Raw genomic sequence first — 268 nt, forward strand, 5'->3', positions numbered from 1 at the left:
CAATTAGCAAAAACCCAATTTTGGCTTAGCAAAAGTCTCAATGAAATGAACCAGCAAGAATGGGAAGCCATTTGTGACGGATGCGGAAAGTGTTGTTTAAACACCTTTATTGACAGCGAAGACGAAGATGACTTTACCGCCACTGATCAGCTAAGAGAAGGTGAGCAACTTATATTTACCAATATTGTTTGCCAATACCTTGATAACGCAACCTGTGGCTGTAGTGAATACGAAAACCGCCAAACCTTAGTGCCTTCTTGCGTTAAGC

The 268-nt window shown here is 41.4% G+C and carries 1 protein-coding gene; it reads left to right on the forward strand.

The window, feature by feature from the left end; genetic code table 11:
• Positions 1 to 45: 45 nt before the first annotated feature.
• Positions 46 to 268, forward strand: a 223-nt coding sequence (locus tag AAEY79_RS15085) for a YkgJ family cysteine cluster protein (RefSeq protein ID WP_352289248.1), incomplete at its 3' end; no start/stop codon positions are given.

Origin of the sequence: Psychrobacter sp. GW64-MNA-CIBAN-0177, assembly GCF_040309585.1 — a bacterium.
GTDB classification, from domain to species: domain Bacteria; phylum Pseudomonadota; class Gammaproteobacteria; order Pseudomonadales; family Moraxellaceae; genus Psychrobacter; species Psychrobacter okhotskensis.